This window comes from Streptomyces sp. NPDC029292 (genome assembly GCF_055569295.1).
This window is the reverse complement of the sequence record NZ_JBVHXR010000001.1, coordinates 965,830-979,418: the sequence shown is the minus strand read 5'-3', so window position 1 is coordinate 979,418 and position 13,589 is coordinate 965,830. Positions and strand designations below refer to the sequence as shown.

Annotated in this window: 10 protein-coding genes and 1 pseudogene; 10 read left to right on the top strand and 1 reads right to left on the bottom strand. The window is 71.7% G+C overall.

The genetic code is table 11. From position 1 onward, the window contains the following. Window positions 1-35 precede the first annotated feature (35 nt). On the top strand, window positions 36-2,489 hold the full coding sequence (locus tag ACZ4WS_RS04460) for a SpoIIE family protein phosphatase (RefSeq protein ID WP_467976975.1): 2,454 nt from the start codon (window positions 36-38) through the stop codon (window positions 2,487-2,489). A gap of 209 nt (window positions 2,490-2,698) precedes the next feature. Continuing rightward, entirely contained in the window at window positions 2,699-3,427 is a 729-nt protein-coding gene (locus ACZ4WS_RS04455) for a class I SAM-dependent methyltransferase (protein ID WP_467976973.1), read from the top strand. 70 nt (window positions 3,428-3,497) lie between these two features. On the opposite strand, the gene ACZ4WS_RS04450 is transcribed toward ACZ4WS_RS04455, so the two are convergent. After that, window positions 3,498-4,070, bottom strand: a complete 573-nt coding sequence (locus ACZ4WS_RS04450) for a pentapeptide repeat-containing protein (protein ID WP_467976972.1) — start codon at window positions 4,068-4,070, stop codon at window positions 3,498-3,500. 448 nt (window positions 4,071-4,518) lie between these two features. On the opposite strand from ACZ4WS_RS04450, the gene ACZ4WS_RS04445 reads away from it, so the two are divergent. From ACZ4WS_RS04445 to ACZ4WS_RS04410, 8 genes and pseudogenes are all read left to right on the top strand, one after another. Further along, on the top strand, window positions 4,519-5,352 hold the full coding sequence (locus ACZ4WS_RS04445; RefSeq protein ID WP_467976970.1) for a M55 family metallopeptidase: 834 nt from the start codon (window positions 4,519-4,521) through the stop codon (window positions 5,350-5,352). After that, a complete protein-coding gene (locus ACZ4WS_RS04440; protein ID WP_467976968.1) occupies window positions 5,345-6,649 on the top strand; it encodes a M20/M25/M40 family metallo-hydrolase in 1,305 nt (434 codons plus the stop codon). Before ACZ4WS_RS04445 ends, ACZ4WS_RS04440 begins: the two co-directional genes overlap by 8 nt. A gap of 14 nt (window positions 6,650-6,663) precedes the next feature. Continuing rightward, entirely contained in the window at window positions 6,664-8,676 is a 2,013-nt protein-coding gene (locus ACZ4WS_RS04435) for a prolyl oligopeptidase family serine peptidase (protein WP_467976967.1), read from the top strand. Window positions 8,677-8,707: 31 nt separating this feature from the next. Continuing rightward, a complete protein-coding gene (locus tag ACZ4WS_RS04430) occupies window positions 8,708-9,643 on the top strand; it encodes a S66 peptidase family protein (RefSeq protein ID WP_467976965.1) in 936 nt (311 codons plus the stop codon). A gap of 122 nt (window positions 9,644-9,765) precedes the next feature. Next, window positions 9,766-11,565, top strand: a complete 1,800-nt coding sequence (locus ACZ4WS_RS04425; protein WP_467976963.1) for a CocE/NonD family hydrolase — start codon at window positions 9,766-9,768, stop codon at window positions 11,563-11,565. Window positions 11,566-11,653: 88 nt separating this feature from the next. Then, complete coding sequence (locus tag ACZ4WS_RS04420; RefSeq protein WP_467976962.1) at window positions 11,654-11,902, top strand: DUF1049 domain-containing protein; 249 nt, start codon at window positions 11,654-11,656, stop codon at window positions 11,900-11,902. Between the two features lie 25 nt (window positions 11,903-11,927). Then, a complete protein-coding gene (locus tag ACZ4WS_RS04415; RefSeq protein ID WP_467976961.1) occupies window positions 11,928-12,479 on the top strand; it encodes a GNAT family N-acetyltransferase in 552 nt (183 codons plus the stop codon). 26 nt (window positions 12,480-12,505) lie between these two features. Continuing rightward, a pseudogene (locus ACZ4WS_RS04410) lies at window positions 12,506-13,550 on the top strand (arginase family protein). Window positions 13,551-13,589 lie beyond the last annotated feature (39 nt).

Genomic DNA, 13,589 nt, shown 5'->3' with positions numbered 1-13,589 from the left:
ATCGTTCGGAACGGTGGGGAGAGAGGGCCTGGGTCATGGACCGTGGCACCGAAGTGGGCGCAGCCCCCAGCCGCGGAGCTGGGAAGGGCGCGGTGGAGCACGCCGCGGCCGGCCGCATCCCCCTGGCCGTGGTGGTCGTGGACCGGGACGGCCTGGTGTCGCACTGGAGCACCGGCGCCAGGCGCCTGTTCGGCGCCCCCAGGGAGGACGCGGTGGGCCGCGCCGCCGTCGATCTCCTCCCCGTCTCCGGCGCCCTCCCCGAGGACGACGCCACGGCGCCCTACGGGGCGTACGCGGCGTACGACGGACTCGGCCCCGACTTGGAGTCCTCCCTCGACGGGCGGCTGTCCTATCCGGCCGCGGGGCGCGCCCGGCTCACGGTGACCGGGCGCGACCGGGTCGACGTCCTGTGGTGGGCGTACCCACTGGTGGGCCCCGGGCGGGAGCGGCTGCTGGTACTGGCCGCCGACGCGGCCGCGATGCGCCAAGAGGACGACGAGGCTGTCGTCGAGCGCATCGCGCCCGGCTTCGCGCTGCACACCGACTTCCCCGGCGCCGAGGAGCTGGCGCGCCGACTGCCCGAGATCCTGCCCAGCATGAGCGTGGGCGAGGGCGCCCGCATCGTCGGGCAGGTCCTCGAACTGGGCTACCCGGTCCTGGAGTTCAGTCAGAACGACCGGGTGCCCGTCACCCCCGACTGGGGCGTGCCCCGGCGGGCCGAGCGCAAGGCGCGCCGCGAGCGGGCGGCCAGGGCGGCGGCGGTCGGCGAGCCGCTTCCGCAGGACGTCCAGGACGACGGCGAGGACCTCGAGTACGTCGCCGTACGCGAGCGCCTGGAGTTCCTGAACGAGGTCAGCGGGCGCATCGGCACCTCCCTGGACCTGTCACAGACCATCCTCGAGGTCAGCCGCGCCGTCGTGCCCCGCTTCACGGACGTGGCGGGCACGTACCTGCGTGAGCAGGTCATCGCCGGTGAGGGCTTCCCCGACGGGGTGCCCGACACGACCACCATGTGGCACCGGGTCGCCGTGGAACACACCGACGAGCCGGGCCGCTGGGACGATGTCGTGCCCGTCGGCGAGGCCATGCCGTTCCCGGCGCACACGCCGTTCTTCCAGTGCATGACCACCGGGGAACCCGTCCTCGTGCCGCGCATCAGCGAGCAGATGGGGCACATGATCGCCGCGCAGTTCGAGAAGCGCGACATCCGGCCGCTGATCACCAACCGCTCCATGCTCGTCGTACCACTGAAGGCCCGCAATGTGGTGCTCGGTTTCATGATCCTGCTGCGCCACCCCGAGCGGGTCGAATTCAACGACATGGACCGCGTCACCGGCGCCGAACTGGCCGCCCGCGCAGGCCTCGTGCTCGACAACGCGCGCATGTACACCTACCAGGAGAGCGTCGCCGAGACCCTCCAGGACAGCATGCTGCCGCACATCGCGCCCCGGATGGCCGGCTGCGACATCGCGACCCGCTATCTGCCCGGCACGCTCCTCGGACGTGTCGGCGGCGACTGGTTCGACTCCGTGAAGCTGCCCGGCTCCCGCACCGCCCTGGTCGTCGGCGACGTCATGGGTCACGGTCTCAACTCGGCGGCGATGATGGGCCAGTTGCGCACCGCCGTGCAGACCATGGCGGCGCTCGACCTGCCGCCCGCCCAGCTCCTGCGCAACCTCGACGACCTGGCCCAACGGCTCGGCGACAGCTACCTCGCGACCTGCTTGTACGCCGTCTACGACCCCATCGCCGGCGAGCTGCACCTCGCCAACGCGGGCCACATCCCGCCCGTCGTGGTCCGCGCCGAGGACGGATACAGCGAGCTGCTCGACCTGCCGACGGGCGCGCCCATCGGTGTCGGCGGAGTGCCCTTCGAGTCGGTACGCGTGCGCGTGGCGCCCGGCGACCGGCTGGTGATGTGCACCGACGGGCTGGTCGAAGTCCGCGGCGAGGACATCGGCGTCGGCCTCGCCACGCTCTGCGAGTCCGCCGCCCACCCGGCCGCCTCCATGGACGACGCCTGCGACACCATCATCCGCGCGCTCAACACGCGCGGCGGCCGCAAGGACGACGTCGCTCTCCTGATGGCCCGCCTCAACGGCATCGACTCCGAGGACGTTACCGAATGGCGGTTCGCACTCGACCCGATCGAGGTGGGCAGGGCCCGCGCCGTGGTCCGCGAACAGCTGCACATATGGGGCCTGGCCTCGCTCGCCGACAGCGCCGAGCTGATGGTCAGTGAGCTGGTGACGAACGCCGTACGGCACGCGCACAGCCGCCAGATAGAGCTGCGACTCGTCCGGGGCGACACCCTGCTGTGCGAAGTCGACGATGACGACCACACGCTGCCCACGCTGCTCAGCGCGGGGCCCGACGACGAGTTCGGCCGCGGCCTGCGCGTGGTCAGCACCCTGGCCCGCGAGTGGGGAGCCAGCCGGACGAGCGCGGGCAAGACCGTGTGGTTCGAACTGACGCTCCCGCGACGCTGATCCGCACGGGCGACGATGAACCGCACGAGTGACGCTGACCTGCTCGCGCGACGCGCGGATCCAGGGGGCGCGGGCGGCGTGTGAAGCCGTACGGGTATCGAATGAGCCGTGAAGGAACGCGCCACCCGCTTGTCGCCTCGCGCGGGGCGCGGTAAACCGTTCTGGCCTGCCAGGTCCGGTGGGCTGCGGTCGCAACCTGGGGAGCGGGCATGAGCGTGACGAGTCGGTACCGGGAGGCCTGGGAGGGCTTCTGGCGCGAGGCCTCCGAGGAACAGGGGGCGGTCTTCTGGGACGCGGAGCCCGTGCTGACCGTCGGCGTCCATCTCGCCCTCTTCGAACCGCATCTGGCGGCTCGCGATCTGCCGGTCGTGGACCTCGGCTGCGGCAACGGCACCCAGACCCGCTTCCTGGCCGACCGCTTCCCACACGTCGTCGGCGCCGACCTCTCGTCCGCGGCGCTCGACCATGCCCGGCACGCCGATCCGGCGGGTCGGGCCGTCTACCGGCCGCTCGACGCGGTCGAGAAGACCGAGGCGGAGACCCTGCACGCGGAGCTCGGCGACGCCAACGTGTATATGCGCGGGGTGCTCCACCAGGCCGAGCCCGACGACCGGCAGCCGTTGGCGGACAGCCTCGCGACCCTGGTGGGGGAGCGGGGCCGGGTCTTCCTCGTCGAACTCGCCGAGGCCGCCGGCCTCGTCCTGAGGGGCCTGGCACAGGGCCCCGCCGGCCCGCCCCCCAAGCTCGCCCCGGTCTTCCGGCACGGCATCGCCCCCGGCGAGGTCGCGGACGCCGCGGTCCCCGAGTATCTCCGCTCCGCGGGCCTCACGGTCCTCGCGAGCGGCGAACTCCCCCTCATCACGACCGAGTACACGGCCGACGGCACGCGTATCGAACTGCCGTCGAAGTGGCTGGTGGCGGGGCGTTCCGGGGCGTGAAGCGCCGGCGGCACGGGTACGGCGTCACCGACTGAGGCCGCCGTACCCGCGCCTGGTGGCCATGCACGTCCTATCCCTCAAGACCGCCCAACACCCGTTCCGCCAGGCTCGCGAGCCGCTGGCCGCCCGCCCTCTCGTAGTCGCCGCGGTTGAACACACCGTCCGCCGACTCGTCGCCGGGGCCGCGCAGGGCCTCGGTGAACTCGGCTGTCAGCATGCGGGCTTCGGGGGAGGTGTCGCCGGTCAGGAGACTGAGGGCGCGGCGCGCGGCCGCACGGTAGCCGGGGACGACGTACAGACCCGGTGTGGCGGGCAGCGTCACGTCCTCGAAGTGGCAGCCCCAGAACTCGACGTCCTCGAACTCGGCGCCGCCGAAGTCGACTTGGCGCAGTGGGGTCGGCGACGGGCGGTCCGGCACGGGCCGCCCGTCGAAGATCACTTCCCGCAGGCGGCCGGTGAACCGGCACTCCCGCAACGCGCACTGCTCGAAGTGCACCCCGTCCAGCTTCGCCCGTGAGAAGTCGCAGGCTTCGAAGGCCGCCCCGAGCGCCACCGCACCCCGCAGCTGGGCGCCTGCGAACGACACGCCGTGCCATGTGTTGCGGCGGCCGCGGTCCCAGCTGCCGATGACCGCGTCCTGCATCCGCGGGCAGGTCGTCGAGCGGCTTGCCCGACTGGAGGCGGGACAGCACGTCGGCGGCCAGCCGCGCGCCCTCGTCCCCGCGCCAGTCGACGCCCGCTCCCCCGCCCGGCCGGGCGCCGGCACCGGCGCCCGACCCCGTACTACGACCACGAGTTTCATCCCGTGAACAGTCCAATCCCCCAGCTCAGTAGCGCCAGGGCGACGGCGACCGCCACCACGGCGGCTACCGGTAAGCGCCCGACTCTGGCCTTGACGACCTGTAACCCGCGCATGATCACGATCCCCCCGGTCTCGTCAGCCTCAGCGCACCCAAGTGCCTGTGCCGGGACGGGCAGGCCTGTCTCAAAAGGGACGGGTGGGACAGCGGGGGCCACGCCAAGGAGCGCACGGCCAGGTGGGAATGACGCTTCCTGGCCGGTTCCTTTTCTGGCGCGTAACGTGACGGAACATGAAGATCCTCATCAGTGCCGACATGGAAGGCGCCACGGGTGTGACCTGGCCGGCCGACGTGCTGCCGGGGACGCCGCAGTGGGAGCGGTGCCGGTCGATGTTCACCTCGGACGTGAACGCCGCCGTGCTCGGCTTCTTCGACGGCGGCGCCGACGAGGTGCTGATCAATGAGGCCCACTGGACCATGCGGAATCTCCTGCTCGAACAGCTGGACGAGCGAGCGGAGATGCTCACCGGGCGGCACAAGTCCCTGTCCATGGTGGAGGGCGTCCAGCACGGTGACGTGGACGGCATCGCGTTCGTCGGCTATCACGCGGGCGCCGGCATGGAGGGCGTCCTCGCCCACACCTATCTCGCGAACTCCATCACGGGCGTGTGGATGAACGACGCACGGGCCAGTGAGGGACTGCTCAACTCCCATGTCGTCGCCGAGTACGGCGTGCCCGTCGTGCTGGTCACCGGCGACGACCTGGCCTGCGAGGACGCGCTCGGGTACGCGCCCGAGGCACTGAAGGTCGCCGTCAAGGATCATGTGTCGCGGTACGCGGCGGTGTGCCGTACGCCGTCCAGGACCGCCGCCGACATCCGGGCCGCGGCCAAGGAGGCGGCGTCCCTGGCGGTGCGTCACGAGCCGGTCGTCGACGGGCCGTTCACCGTCGCCCTGGAGTTCGACGCCGAGCACCTGTCGATGGCCGCCACCGTCGTGCCGGGTGTCCAGCGCGTCGGGGAGCGGAAGGTGGCGTACACCAGCGACACCATGTACGAGGGAATTCGCACCTTCAAGGCGGTCACCACGATCGTCTCGGCCGCGGTGGAGGAGCAGTATGGCTGACGCACTGGCTCTCGATGAGGTCGTCCGGTTCACCTCCGACCTCATCCGTATCGACACGACCAACCGCGGCGGCGGGGACTGTCAGGAGCGCCCTGCCGCCGAGTACGCGGCCGCGCGGCTGGCGGAGGCAGGGCTGGAGCCCACGCTCCTTGAGCGCACGAAGGGGCGTACGAACGTCGTGGCCCGCATCGAGGGCACCGACCCGTCCGCCGACGCGCTGCTCGTCCACGGTCATCTGGACGTGGTGCCCGCGCAGGCCGAGGACTGGAGCGTGCACCCGTTCTCAGGGGAGATCCGCGACGGCGTCGTGTGGGGGCGCGGCGCGGTCGACATGAAGAACATGGACGCGATGATCCTCGCGGTCGTGCGCGCCTGGGCGCGCGCGGGCGTACGGCCCCGGCGTGACCTCGTGATCGCGTTCACCGCCGACGAGGAGGCGAGCGCCGAGGACGGCTCCGGGTTCCTCGCCGACGAGCACCCCGGTCTCTTCGAGGGCTGCACCGAGGGCATCAGCGAGTCGGGAGCCTTCACCTTCCACGACGGCAGCGGCAGACAGCTCTACCCGATCGCAGCGGGTGAGCGCGGCACGGGTTGGCTCAAGCTCACCGCGAGCGGCCGGGCGGGCCACGGCTCCAAGGTGAACCGCGCCAACGCGGTGGTCCGCCTGGCCGAGGCGATCGCGCGGATCGGCGCGCACGAGTGGCCCGTCAGGCTCACCCCGACCGTGCGCGCTGCCCTGACCGAACTCGCCGCCCTGTACGGCGTCGAGGCGGACCTCGCCGACGTGGACGACCTCCTGGTGAAGCTCGGCCCCGCCGCCGCGCTCGTCGAGCCGACCGTCCGCAACAGCGCCAACCCGACCATGCTGAGCGCCGGATACAAGATCAACGTGATCCCGGGGGAGGCCGTCGCCTACGTGGACGGCCGATATCTGCCCGGTGGCGAGGACGAGTTCCGCACGACTCTTGACCGGCTCACCGGACCGGACGTGGAGTGGGAGTTCCACCACCGTGAGGTGGCCCTCCAGGCGCCGGTGGACTCGGTGACGTACGCGAGGATGCGCGCGGCCGTCGAGGAGTTCGCGCCCGAGGGGCATGTGGTGCCGTACTGCATGTCGGGCGGCACCGACGCCAAGCAGTTCTCGCGCCTCGGCATCACCGGTTACGGGTTCGCGCCGCTGAAGCTCCCGGAGGACTTCGACTACCAGGCCCTCTTCCACGGTGTCGACGAGCGCGTCCCCGTCGAGGCGCTCCACTTCGGCGTCCGTGTCCTCGACCGCTTTCTGCGCACGGCCTAGGGAAGGTGGGGCACATGGTGCAGACCCTGGCGTACGGTTCGTGGCCCTCGCCCATCGGCGCGACGCTCGCCGCCGCGCACGACGGGCGCCCGGAGTTCGTGGGCTTCGTCGGCGACGAGGCGTGGTGGACCGAGCCACGGCCCACGGAGGGCGGGCGGCGCACGCTCGTACGGCGGAAGGCCGACGGCACGGAGGAGTCGGTGCTGCCCGCTCCCTGGAACGTACGCAGCAGGGTCATCGAGTACGGCGGGCAGCCGTGGGCCGGCGAGATGCGCCCCGAAGGACCCCTGGTGGTCTTCGCCAACTTCGCCGATCAGCGGCTGTATCTGTACGAAGCCGGGGGCGAGCCACGCCCGTTGACACCCGTCTCGCTCGTGGGCGGCGGACTGCGCTGGGTGGACCCGCAGTTGCATCTGGAGCTGGGTGAGGTGTGGTGCGTCCTCGAGGAGTTCACCGGGGACGGGCCGGCCGACGTACGGCGGGTCGTCGCCGCGGTGCCGCTGGACGGCTCGGCGGCGCAGGACCCGGACGCGGTGCGCGAACTCACCGACGGGCGGCACCGGTTCGTCACCGGCCCCCGGCTCTCGCCCGACGGGCGGCGCGCGGCCTGGCTCGCCTGGGACCACCCGCGGATGCCGTGGGACGGCACGGAGCTGGTCCTCGCCGACGTGACCGAGCAGGGCATGCTGCACGCGGTGCGATCGGTCGCCGGTGGACCCGACGAGTCCATCGCGCAGGCCGACTGGACCGCGGACGGCACCCTGCTGTACTCGAGTGACCGCACCGGCTGGTGGAATCTGTACCGGCTCGGCGAGGACGACCAGGAGGCGGCGGTCTGCCCGCGCGAGGAGGAGTTCGGCGGGCCGCTGTGGAAGATCGGGTACCGCTGGTTCGCGCCGCTGGAGGGCGGGCTGATCGCCGTGGTGCACGGTCGGGGCGCCACCGCGCTCGGGATACTGGACCCGGAGACCGGCGAGGTCGTCGACGCGGCCGGACCCTGGACCGAGTTCGCCCCGACGCTCGCCGCGCACGGCACGCGCGTCGTCGGCATCGGAGCCAGCCCCCGCAGCGCCTACGAGGTCGTCGAGCTGGACGCCCTCCCCCACGCTCGAACGAGCTCGCGCGGGGGGACCCCCATCGGCCGGGCCCGGGTGATCGGCGCCGCGCACGACGACCCGGTGGACCCCGCGCACTACCCGGAGCCGCTGATCCGCACCTTCACCGGCCCCGCCGGGCGCGAGATCCACGCGCACATCTATCCACCGCACCACCCCGGCCATGTCGCACCCGGGGACGAGCTTCCGCCGTATGTCGTCTGGGCGCACGGCGGCCCCACCGGCGCCGCGCCCCTCGTCCTCGACCTGGAGATCGCCTACTTCACCTCGCGCGGGATCGGCATCGCGGAAGTCAACTACGGGGGGTCGACGGGGCACGGACGGGAGTACCGCAACCGGCTGCGCGAGCAGTGGGGCGTCATCGACGTCGAGGACTGCGCGGCCGTCGCACTCGCGCTCGCCGACGAGGGCACCGCCGACCGGGGGCGGCTCGCCATCCGCGGGGGCAGCGCGGGCGGCTGGACGACGGCCGCGTCCCTGACGACCACCGACGTGTACGCCTGCGGCACGATCCTCTATCCGATCCTCGACCTCGCCGGCTGGGGTTCGGGGGAGACCCACGACTTCGAGTCGCGGTACCTGGAGACGCTGATCGGGCCGCTCGCCGAGGTGCCGGGGCGGTACGCGGAGCGGTCGCCCACCGAGCACGCCGACCGCGTCACCGCGCCCTTCCTGCTGCTCCAGGGCCTCGACGACGTCATCTGCCCGCCCGCGCAGTGCGAGCGGTTCCTGGCCAGGCTGGAGGGGCAGGGACGCCGCGTTCCGCACGCCTACATCGCCTTCGAGGGCGAGGGCCACGGTTTCCGGCGGGCCGAGACGATGGTGCGCGTCCTGGAGTCCGAACTCTCGCTGTACGCACAGGTCTTCGGGCTGCACCCGCCCGGGATCCCCACCTTGGAGCTGGCCAAGTGAAACCGTTCGTTCCGGAACTGGAGCACACCGCGTGACCTCACCGACCCCCCTCACCCGCCCGGCGCGTCTCGCCGCCGGAGCCCGCGTCGCCGTCGTCGCGCCCAGCGGGCCCGTGCCCGAGGAGCGGCTCCAGGCGGGCCTCGACATCCTGCGCGGATGGGATCTCGACCCGGTGGTGGCACCCCATGTCCTGGACCGGCACGCCGAGTTCGACTACCTCGCGGGCACGGACGCCGACCGGGCGGCCGACTTCCAGGCCGCCTGGTGCGACCCGGGGGTGGACGCGGTGCTGTGCGCTCGCGGTGGGTACGGCGTGCAGCGCATGGTCGACCTTCTCGACTGGGACGCGATACGGGCCGCGGGGCCCAAGGTGTTCCTCGGGTTCAGTGACATCACGGCGCTGCACGAGGCGTTCGCGACCCGCATGGGCCTTGCGACCCTGCACGGACCGATGGTGGCCGCCGTCGACTTCCTCAAGAACGCGCGGGCGCAGGAGCATCTGCGGGCGACGCTCTTCGAGCCGGAGACGGTGCGCACCATCGTGTCGAGCTCGGCCACCGCGCTGGTGCCGGGGCGGGCCCGGGGTGTCACCCTCGGCGGCTGCGTGAGCCTGCTCGCCGCCGACCGGGGCACACCGCACGCCCGTGCCTCCGTCCGGGGAGGACTGCTCCTGATCGAGGACATCGGCGAGGAGGCGTACCGGCTGGACCGGATACTGACCCAGCTCCTGCGGGCCGGATGGTTCGACGAAGTCGCCGGGATCGCGCTCGGTTCCTGGGTGGACTGCGGGCCGTACGAGGGGCTGCGTGCGGTGTTCGCCGACCGGCTGGGCGGACTCGGGGTGCCCGTCGTCGAGCACTTCGGGTTCGGGCACTGCGAGGAAGCGCTCACGATCCCCTTCGGAGTCGCGGCCGAACTGGACGCGGACACGGGGGCATTGACGCTGGACGAGCCGGCGCTCGGCTGACGGCACCGCTCACTGAATATCCGTCAAGAAACTCCCGGCACGGTGATTGACCGCCGTCTGACACGTGTCACAGCATGACTACCGGCCGGTACTTACCGGTCGGTAGTCGGGTTGTCCTCAGCGTGGAGGTCTACGTGTCCCGTCGCTCGCGTGTGCCCAGATCCCGTGCCTCGCTCGTCCTGGCCCTAGGTGCCGCGCTCACGGCACCGCTCGCGTTCACCGCGCCCGCCTCGGCCACCGGCCAATACACCGTCACCGCCCTGAAGTTCACGGTCGAAGCCGGTGGCCGCACCTGCACGATCGACGCCGACCTGTACCGGCCCGCCGGCGTGGACAGCGACCACACCGCACCCGCCGTGCTCGCCACCAACGGCTTCGGCGGAAGCAAGTCGGACGGTTCGACGGACGCGATCGGCAAGGCCTTCGCGGCCCGCGGCTATGTGGGGCTCGTCTACTCGGGGCTCGGTTTCGGCAAGTCGGGCTGCCTGATCGCCCTCGACGACCCGCGCGTCGACGGCGTGGCCGCCTCCCGGCTCGTCGACTTCCTCGCGGGCACCCGCGCCGCCGACGACGGCACGAAGGCCGACTACGTCACCCGGGACGGCAAGGGCGACCCGCGCGTCGGCATGATCGGCGGCTCCTACGGGGGCGCCGTCCAGATGGCCACGGCCGCCGTGGACCACCGCGTCGACGCCCTCGTCCCCCTGATCACCTGGAACGACCTGGCCTACTCGCTGGACCCCAACAACACCGTCGGCGCCCGTGCCGTGCCCGGCGCCTTCAAGTGGCAGTGGACCAACGGCTTCTACCTGATCGGCGAGAGCCAGCCGCTGACCGTGCCGAACCTGGACCCCTCCCGGATCAACTCCCTCACCTGCCTGCACTTCGTGAGCGACGCCTGCGACACCGTGCGGACACTGAACTCGGGGAGCTACCCGGCCGCCAAGACCGGACCGCTGCTCAGTTACGCCCGCAGCGTGTCGCCCGTCTCGTACCTGCGCACCGTGCAGGCGCCGACCCTCCTCGTCCAGGGGCAGGCCGACAGCCTCTTCAATCTCAACGAGGCGACAGCGACGTACAAGACCCTCAAGGCGCAGGGCACCACCACGAAGATGATCTGGCAGTCATGGGGGCACAGCGGCGGGCTCACCGACCCGACGACCGGCGAACTCAACCTGAGCCAGGGCAACTTGGAGACGAGCTACGTCGGCAGGCGGATCCTCGCGTGGTTCGACCGCTATCTGCGGCACCACAAGGGCGTCGACACGGGACCCGCCTTCGCGTACTACCGCGACTGGATCGCCGACCCGGACAACACCTACGCCACCGCCTCGCGGGTGCCCGCGCTCAGTCAGCGGCTCTATCTCTCCGGGGACGGCAAGCTCGTCGACAACCGGCGGAAGGTCGCGCGCGGCAGCCGGGAGTACCGCAACTGGCTGGTGCCCACGAGTCACTCCGAGAACTCCCTCGCCGGGCTGGTCGGGTTGCCCGATCCGGCGCCGTACGACACCGAGGGCACCTACCTCGGCTGGACGAGCGAGCCCCTGACCCGCTCCGTCGACGTCGTCGGCGCGCCCAGGGCCACGCTGAAGGTCGTCTCACCGCAGACCGAGCGCGTGCAGAACTCCGGCAACGCCGCCGACAAGCTGGTCCTCTTCGCCAAGCTGTACGACGTCGCTCCCGACGGCACGAAGACGCTGGTGCATCGGCTGGTGGCGCCGGTGCGGGTGCCGGACGTGACGAAGAGCTTCACCGTCACGCTGCCGGGGATCGTGCACCGGTACGAGGCGGGGCACCGGCTCCGGTTCGTCGTCGCGGCCAGTGACGACGCGTACTTCGGGAACAAGGGGGTCAAGCCGGTGACCGTCACCAGCGCGCCGGGGGACACCGGGGTGCTGGAACTGCCGGTCGTCGGGGACTGAGGGCCCGGTCCGTCGTCGTCCCGGCTCCGGGTCACCCGGAGGAACCGCCCACCGCGCGTGCCGTCGCCTCGCGGCTCATGCTGAGCGCATGAGCCCGAAGACCTCGGAGAGCACCGGCGCGAGCGGTGGGAAGAGCGGTGGCGGGCCCCGGACCCCCGGCAGGGCCAGTGTCGCCGCGCTGGCCCTGCTCGCCCTGATCTTGGTCTTCGAGAACACCCGCAGTACCAAGATCCGGCTGTTCATTCCGGAAGTGACCATGCCGCTGTGGATGGCACTCCTCGGCACCGGGGTGATCGGCGGGCTGTGCGGGGCGTACGCGCGCAAGCGCCGAGGCTGAGCGCGTACCGGCGTAGTGTGGCGGGATGTCTGAGAACGCCCCCGACTATCTCGCCGAAGGCCCCCGCGTGGGCATACGGCACTTCACGTACGAGGACGGCGCGGAGTTCACCGCCCGGGCCAGGGAGAGCAAGGATCTCCACCAGCCGTGGCTCTTTCCGCCCGGCAGCGCCGACACCTATGCCGCGTACGCGGGGCGCCTCATCGAGGATCCGACGAAGGCCGGATTCCTGGTGTGCGAGCGGGACGGCGGAGGCATCGCCGGGTTCATCAACATCAACAACATCGTCGAGGGCGGCTTTCTGTGCGGGGCGTTGGGGTACGGCGCCTTCGCGCACGCCGCGGGGCGCGGCCTGATGGCCGAGGGACTCGGGCTCGTCGTGCGGTACGCCTTCGGAACGATGCGATTGCACCGGCTCGAAATCAACGCGCAGCCGGGGAACGCCGGCTCCATCGCACTCGCCCGGCGGTGCGGCTTCCGGCTGGAGGGCTTCTCGCCGGACTTCATCTACGTCGACGGAGCCTGGCGGGACCACGAGCGGTGGGCGATCACCGCGGAGATGGTCTCTTCCCGTTGAGCGCTTCTCGGGTGAGGATGAGCCCCATGCGGAACCTCGTTGTGCTCGACGCCCCGTCCAACCTGGGCCTGCGTCCGCCCGCGCCCGGCACCGTCCCCGGTTGCCACAAGCTCGCCGGTGCCCTGCGCGAGCAGCGGATCGTGTGGGGGTACCTCCCACGCCTTTAAGGCAGTGGGGGAGGCTCGGAGCGCTGGAGGGCGGGGTCGTCGTACCGCCGCGCTACGACCGCGGGGAGTGGCAGGAGGGCGGGGTCGTCGTACCGCCGCGCTACGACCGCGGGGAGTGGCAGGAGGGCGACGGGGTCTTCAACGCCGCCGCCATCGCCACGTACACCCGAAAGCTCGCCGACCGCATCGAGCGCCATGTCCGCGCCGGTGAGCTGCCCGTCGTCCTCGGCGGCGACTGTTCCATCCAGCTCGGCGCCTCGCTCGCACTGCGCCGCCTCGGCCGGTTCGGACTCGCCGCCGATGGGGGCACCTCCCACGCCCTTTAGGCAGTGGGGGAGGGTCGGCGGACTTCCGGCACCCGGGGAACTCGGACCGGATCGGCGCGGCGGGCGGCGAGGAACTCGCCCTCGCGACCGGCCGCGGGCAGGACGACCTCGCCGACCTCGAAGGGCTGAAGCCCTATCTGAAGGACGAGGACGTACGGCTCTTCGGCATCCGCGACTACGACACCGAACGCGACGAGCTCGCCGCGCTGAAGATCCCCACGGTCACCGTCGGCGAGCTGCGCGAGTGGGGCGCGGACGCCATCGCCCGGGCCACCTTGGGGACCCTCGAACTCCCGCACCTGGACGGCTTCTGGGTCCACCTCGACGCCGACGCCTCGACCCTCCCCCAGCTCTCGGCTGCGCTCGAGCCGGGGGGACCCCCAGTCATGTCCGCCGTGGACAGCCCGGACCTCGACGGGCTGCTCCCCGACGAACTCCTCGCGCTGCTACGTCCGTTGCTGCGCTCCCCGCACTGCGTCGGCCTCAACGTCACCATCTACGACCCCGATCTGGATCCGGACGGCACGGCGGGCGCGCTGCTCGCCGACCTCGTCGTCGCCGCCTTTGCGGAATCCTGACCGGATCCTGACGAGCGGAGACCCTGGTCAGGTTCGCGA

Bases quoted from the DNA above. Each gene is read 5' to 3' on its own strand.
- ACZ4WS_RS04445 (WP_467976970.1), top strand. From the start codon at position 4,519: ATGAAGATCCTCATCAGTGCCGACATGGAAGGCGCCACGGGTGTGACC.
- ACZ4WS_RS04440 (WP_467976968.1), top strand. From the start codon at position 5,345: ATGGCTGACGCACTGGCTCTCGATGAGGTCGTCCGGTTCACCTCCGAC.
- ACZ4WS_RS04435 (WP_467976967.1), top strand. From the start codon at position 6,664: ATGGTGCAGACCCTGGCGTACGGTTCGTGGCCCTCGCCCATCGGCGCG.
- ACZ4WS_RS04415 (WP_467976961.1), top strand. From the start codon at position 11,928: ATGTCTGAGAACGCCCCCGACTATCTCGCCGAAGGCCCCCGCGTGGGC.
- ACZ4WS_RS04455 (WP_467976973.1), top strand. From the start codon at position 2,699: ATGAGCGTGACGAGTCGGTACCGGGAGGCCTGGGAGGGCTTCTGGCGC.
- ACZ4WS_RS04460 (WP_467976975.1), top strand. From the start codon at position 36: ATGGACCGTGGCACCGAAGTGGGCGCAGCCCCCAGCCGCGGAGCTGGG.
- ACZ4WS_RS04420 (WP_467976962.1), top strand. From the start codon at position 11,654: ATGAGCCCGAAGACCTCGGAGAGCACCGGCGCGAGCGGTGGGAAGAGC.
- ACZ4WS_RS04450 (WP_467976972.1), bottom strand. From the start codon at position 4,070: ATGCAGGACGCGGTCATCGGCAGCTGGGACCGCGGCCGCCGCAACACA.